The sequence below is a fragment of the Micromonospora sp. NPDC049089 genome, from assembly GCF_040648775.1.
Taxonomy (GTDB): Bacteria; Actinomycetota; Actinomycetes; order Mycobacteriales; family Micromonosporaceae; genus Micromonospora.
This window is the reverse complement of sequence record NZ_JBEZEH010000342.1, coordinates 1-3,706: the sequence shown is the minus strand read 5'-3', so window position 1 is coordinate 3,706 and position 3,706 is coordinate 1. Positions and strand designations below refer to the sequence as shown.

5 protein-coding genes are annotated in these 3,706 nt (G+C 70.6%); 3 read left to right on the top strand and 2 right to left on the bottom strand.

The window, feature by feature from the left end:
* Nucleotides 1–119: 119 nt before the first annotated feature.
* Both AB0B48_RS32320 and AB0B48_RS32315 read right to left on the bottom strand, forming a co-directional pair.
* Nucleotides 120–1,643 (bottom strand): SPFH domain-containing protein, encoded by a 1,524-nt coding sequence (locus AB0B48_RS32320; protein ID WP_357208249.1) that lies wholly within the window; start codon nt 1,641–1,643, stop codon nt 120–122.
* A 28-nt stretch (nt 1,644–1,671) separates the two neighbouring features.
* Nucleotides 1,672–2,229, bottom strand: coding sequence for a hypothetical protein (locus AB0B48_RS32315; RefSeq protein WP_357208251.1), 558 nt, complete (start codon nt 2,227–2,229; stop codon nt 1,672–1,674).
* Between the two features lie 98 nt (nt 2,230–2,327).
* On the opposite strand from AB0B48_RS32315, the gene AB0B48_RS32310 reads away from it, so the two are divergent.
* The 3 genes from AB0B48_RS32310 (at nt 2,328) to AB0B48_RS32300 (ending at nt 3,599) form a co-directional block, all read left to right on the top strand.
* A complete protein-coding gene (locus AB0B48_RS32310) occupies nt 2,328–2,807 on the top strand; it encodes a methylated-DNA--[protein]-cysteine S-methyltransferase (protein WP_357208246.1) in 480 nt (159 codons plus the stop codon).
* Between the two features lie 202 nt (nt 2,808–3,009).
* On the top strand, nt 3,010–3,216 hold the full coding sequence (locus tag AB0B48_RS32305; protein WP_088987059.1) for a ribbon-helix-helix protein, CopG family: 207 nt from the start codon (nt 3,010–3,012) through the stop codon (nt 3,214–3,216).
* Nucleotides 3,213–3,599: a hypothetical protein gene (locus tag AB0B48_RS32300; RefSeq protein WP_357208243.1), complete on the top strand. Its 387-nt coding sequence runs from the start codon at nt 3,213–3,215 to the stop codon at nt 3,597–3,599. The genes AB0B48_RS32305 and AB0B48_RS32300 overlap by 4 nt, the downstream gene beginning before the upstream one ends.
* Nucleotides 3,600–3,706 lie beyond the last annotated feature (107 nt).

The window sequence follows — 3,706 nt, the reverse complement described above, 5'->3', positions numbered from 1 at the left end:
ACCCCACCCCCCCGCGCCGCGCCCGCCCCCCCGCGGGGGTGGGGCGGTGCCGGCGGGCGCCGGCCGTTGGTGGGTGATCCGTGCCGGCCAGAGCCCTGACTCTCGCCGGTTGTGCGCGCTCAGCGCGAGACGGTGCTGCCGTCCACAGTGCCGCCCCCGGTGACCGGCGCGGTGGCGTCGCTCCGTCCAGCACCGAGCCGTGCCAGCAGTCCGGGCAGGTCGATCCCGGTGAGATCGCTGCCGAGCTGGAGGCCCTGGGCCACGTTGCCGGCCACCGACCTGGTGAGCGACGACGCGCCGTCGGTGGAAATCACGGTCATCTTGTCGATCGCCCCGATCGGCGCGCTGGCCGCCTCGACGACCTGCGGCAGCACCTTGACCAGCAGGTCGAGCACGGCCGCCTCTCCGTACGCGGCGAACGCCTCGGCCTTGCGCGCCATCGCGTCGGCCTCTGCCTCACCCTTGGCGAGGATGGCCGCGGCCTCGGCCTGGCCCTCCCGCTCCACCGCCTCGGCGATGGCGGAGCGTCGCCGCTGCTCGGCCTCACCCTCCTTGGCACCCTCGATGGCGTTGGCCTCGGCGAGCGCGGCCCGTCGGGCCCGCTCACCCTCACCGGTGAGGCGGGCCTGCTCGGCGGAGGCCTGCGCTGCGGCGATGACGGACTGGCGCTGCGCGTCGGCGTGCAGCACCGCCGCGTTGCGGGACGCCTCGGCCTCCTGCTCCACCTTGTACCGGGCCGCGTCGGCCGGCTTGCGAACCTCGGTGTCGAGTTGGCGCTGCTTGAGTTCGGCGTTGCGCTCGGCCACCTTCTGCTGCTCGGAAAGGATCGCCTGGTCCCGCTCGGCCTGGGCGAGCGGTCCGGCCGCCGCGGACTTCGCCTTAGCCGCGTCGATCTCGGCCTGGATGCCGGCCTGCTTGAGGGCCAGGTTCCGGTTCGCCTCGGCGATGGCCTCCTCGGCGAGCAGGCGCTCCTGCTCGGCCTGCTGCCGGGCCCGCGCCTCGGCGATCGCCGCGTCCTTGAGCACCCGGGCGGCCTCAGGCCGACCCAGGTCCTGCAGGTAGGAGCCCTCAGCGAGGATGTCCTGGAGCTGGAAGGTGTCCAACACCAGACCCTGGTTGGTCATCGAGTGTTCGGCCTCCTCGGCCACGGCGCTGGCGAACGCCGCCCGGTCCCGGATGACCTCCTCGACGGTGAGCCGCCCGACGATCGAGCGCAGCGCGCCGGCCAGCACCTCCCGGGTGAAGTTGTCGATCTCGTCCTGCTGGTGCAGGAACCGCTGGGCGGCGGCCCGGATCGCGTCCTCGGTCCCGCCGACCTTGACGATCGCCACGCCGTGCAGGTCGGCGCGGATGCCCTGCTTGCTCACCGCGCCCCGGATGCCGACGTCGATCCGCCGGCTGGACAGGTCGAGCGACTGGAGCTTCTGCACCACCGGCAGCACGAACACCGAGGCGCCCAGCACGACCTTCTGACCGGAGGTGTCGGTGGACCGCCCGCCGTCGGCGGTGTGCGTGGTGCGGCCCTTGCGACCGGTGACGATGAACGCCTCGTTCGGGCCGGCCACCTTGATCCTGGAGAGCACGAAGAACACCAGGATGAGCACGAGGAGGACCGCGCCACCGATGGCGATGAGTAGGGCCATATAAATAGTCCCGTCTGTGAGGGGGAGATCAGTAGGTCTCTACGTGCACGCTGGTCTCGCTGAGCGCCTGCACGACGAAGATCTGGGCGCCGATCGGGATCGGCTGGTCCGCGCGGGCGCTGAGCTTGACCGGTTGGCCGGCGAGGCGAATGCGGACCTCGCCGTACCCGTTGGCTGGCACCGGGGTGACGACCAGGCCGAGCGCGCCGACCAGGTCGTCGCGGGTGGGGGTGGGGTCGGTGCGCATGTTCCGCGCCGCCCGACTCAGCCGGGACGCCAACCAGCCGGTGGGCACGGCTGCGAGCACGCCGCCGGCCACCGCCCCGACGACCATGCCAGGTGTACGGGCACCGAGCAGCTCGTTGACGATGGCCGCGCCGAACCCGAAAGCCCCGGCGAAGCCGGCGACCGTCTCGACCGAGATCGGCCCGTCCACGTCGGCGTGCCCGAAGTGGAGCAGCTCGGTGCCGAGCAGCGCGAGCGCGAGCACGCCGATGCCCGCCCCGCCGATGATCAGAAAGATGAGCGTCCCCGTTGCCACGACCTTGACGGTATCGACGCCGCGCAACGCCGAACGGCCTGACAGGACGCGAAGATGATCTACCGCTGCGGGTCGGGAGTCGCGCTCTACCCGACGCCGGAGGCCGGGCCGGCGAGATGGTCCGCGTCGGGGAGAATAGGTGGATGCGCTGGGCCGTGCTCGACTCACCGATCGGTGAGTTCTCCGTGGCCACCGACGGCACGAGCGTCTGTGGTGCCCATTTCGGCCGGCTCGAGGCGGCCACCGACGAGCCCGACGACGCGCTGTCCCGGCAGGCCGTCGACGAGCTGCGGGCGTACTTCACCGGTGAGCTGACCACGTTCACCGTTCCGGTGTCGGTGCCGCGCGGTTCCGACTTCGAGCGCGCCGTGTGGCGGGAGATGACGCGGATCCCGTACGGGGAGACGCTCACGTACGGCGCGGTGGCGCGGCTGGTCGGCGATGCGGGGGCGGCGCGGGCGGTGGGAGTGGCCTGCAACCGCAACCCGGTCCCGGTGCTCGTGCCGTGTCATCGGATCGTCGGGGCGGGCGGCAAGCTGGTCGGCTTCGGCGGTGGCCTGCCTCGCAAGGTCAAGCTGCTGGAGTTGGAGGCCGCCGTCGCGCTGCGACACGCGTGGTCCTGACCTTCGACCGATCCCGTCACGCCTGGCCGCCGCGCCGGAGAGGAACACGTGACGATCGCTACACATTTCGACCCTTTGTCTCCGTACCTCGGTCTCTGCATGTGCGTTGGTCGAAACGCGAACGTGCTGGCTGCGGAGATGGAGGCAAGAGATGGTGTCGAGTCTGGTTGACGTACCCCCGGAAGAGTTATACAAAAACGGTATGGCCTTCACTCTGACGCTCAAGCCCGAGGTCGAGCAGCGCCTTCGGGAGCTGGCCGAGGCGGAACACCGTTCGATGCACAAGACCGTCGAGGTGGCGATCCAGGAATACCTCGAGCGTCAGGAGCGCAACGAGTGGACCCGCCAGGCCGCCCGGCGGGTCCTGGAGGAAGACGCCGAGTTCTTCGAGATGTTGGGTGACCGGTGAATCAACCGTGGCCCGAGCCGGAAGACCTGTTGATCCTCTTGTCCGAGCACACGGGCCAGCACAGCCGGGTCAGGGACGGCGGCATCCTCGTCGCAGCGGCGGCCCGCCCACACGCCCGGATGCTGGGTCGGGCCGTCTACCCGACCGTGCTGGAGAGGGCGGCGGCGTTGATGCACGGATTGATGATCTGGCGGCCGCTCGACATGTGGAACGCCGGCCTCGCCTGGGCAGCGATGCGGATCTTCCTGGTCCGTTGCGGGGTGGTGCTACACATGCCGGCCAAGGAGCGGATGGCACTCACCGACGCGTTGGCCAGCGGTGAGATCGATTCCGTCGACGAGCTGGCGCTGCGGCTGTCGCCGTACCTGGAGATGTCGAGCTGAACGCGGCGAAGGGGGCGGGGCGCCCCCCCCCCCCCCCGCCCCCAGCATTTATAAAAAAACCCGCCACCCCGGGACAAACACCCCGAGAAAAACAACAACCCCCAGTG

Excerpts from the sequence above, each read along its gene's own strand:
- AB0B48_RS32310 (WP_357208246.1), top strand. The coding sequence starts at position 2,328 with ATGCGCTGGGCCGTGCTCGACTCACCGATCGGTGAGTTCTCCGTGGCC.
- AB0B48_RS32305 (WP_088987059.1), top strand. The coding sequence starts at position 3,010 with ATGGCCTTCACTCTGACGCTCAAGCCCGAGGTCGAGCAGCGCCTTCGG.
- AB0B48_RS32320 (WP_357208249.1), bottom strand. The coding sequence starts at position 1,643 with ATGGCCCTACTCATCGCCATCGGTGGCGCGGTCCTCCTCGTGCTCATC.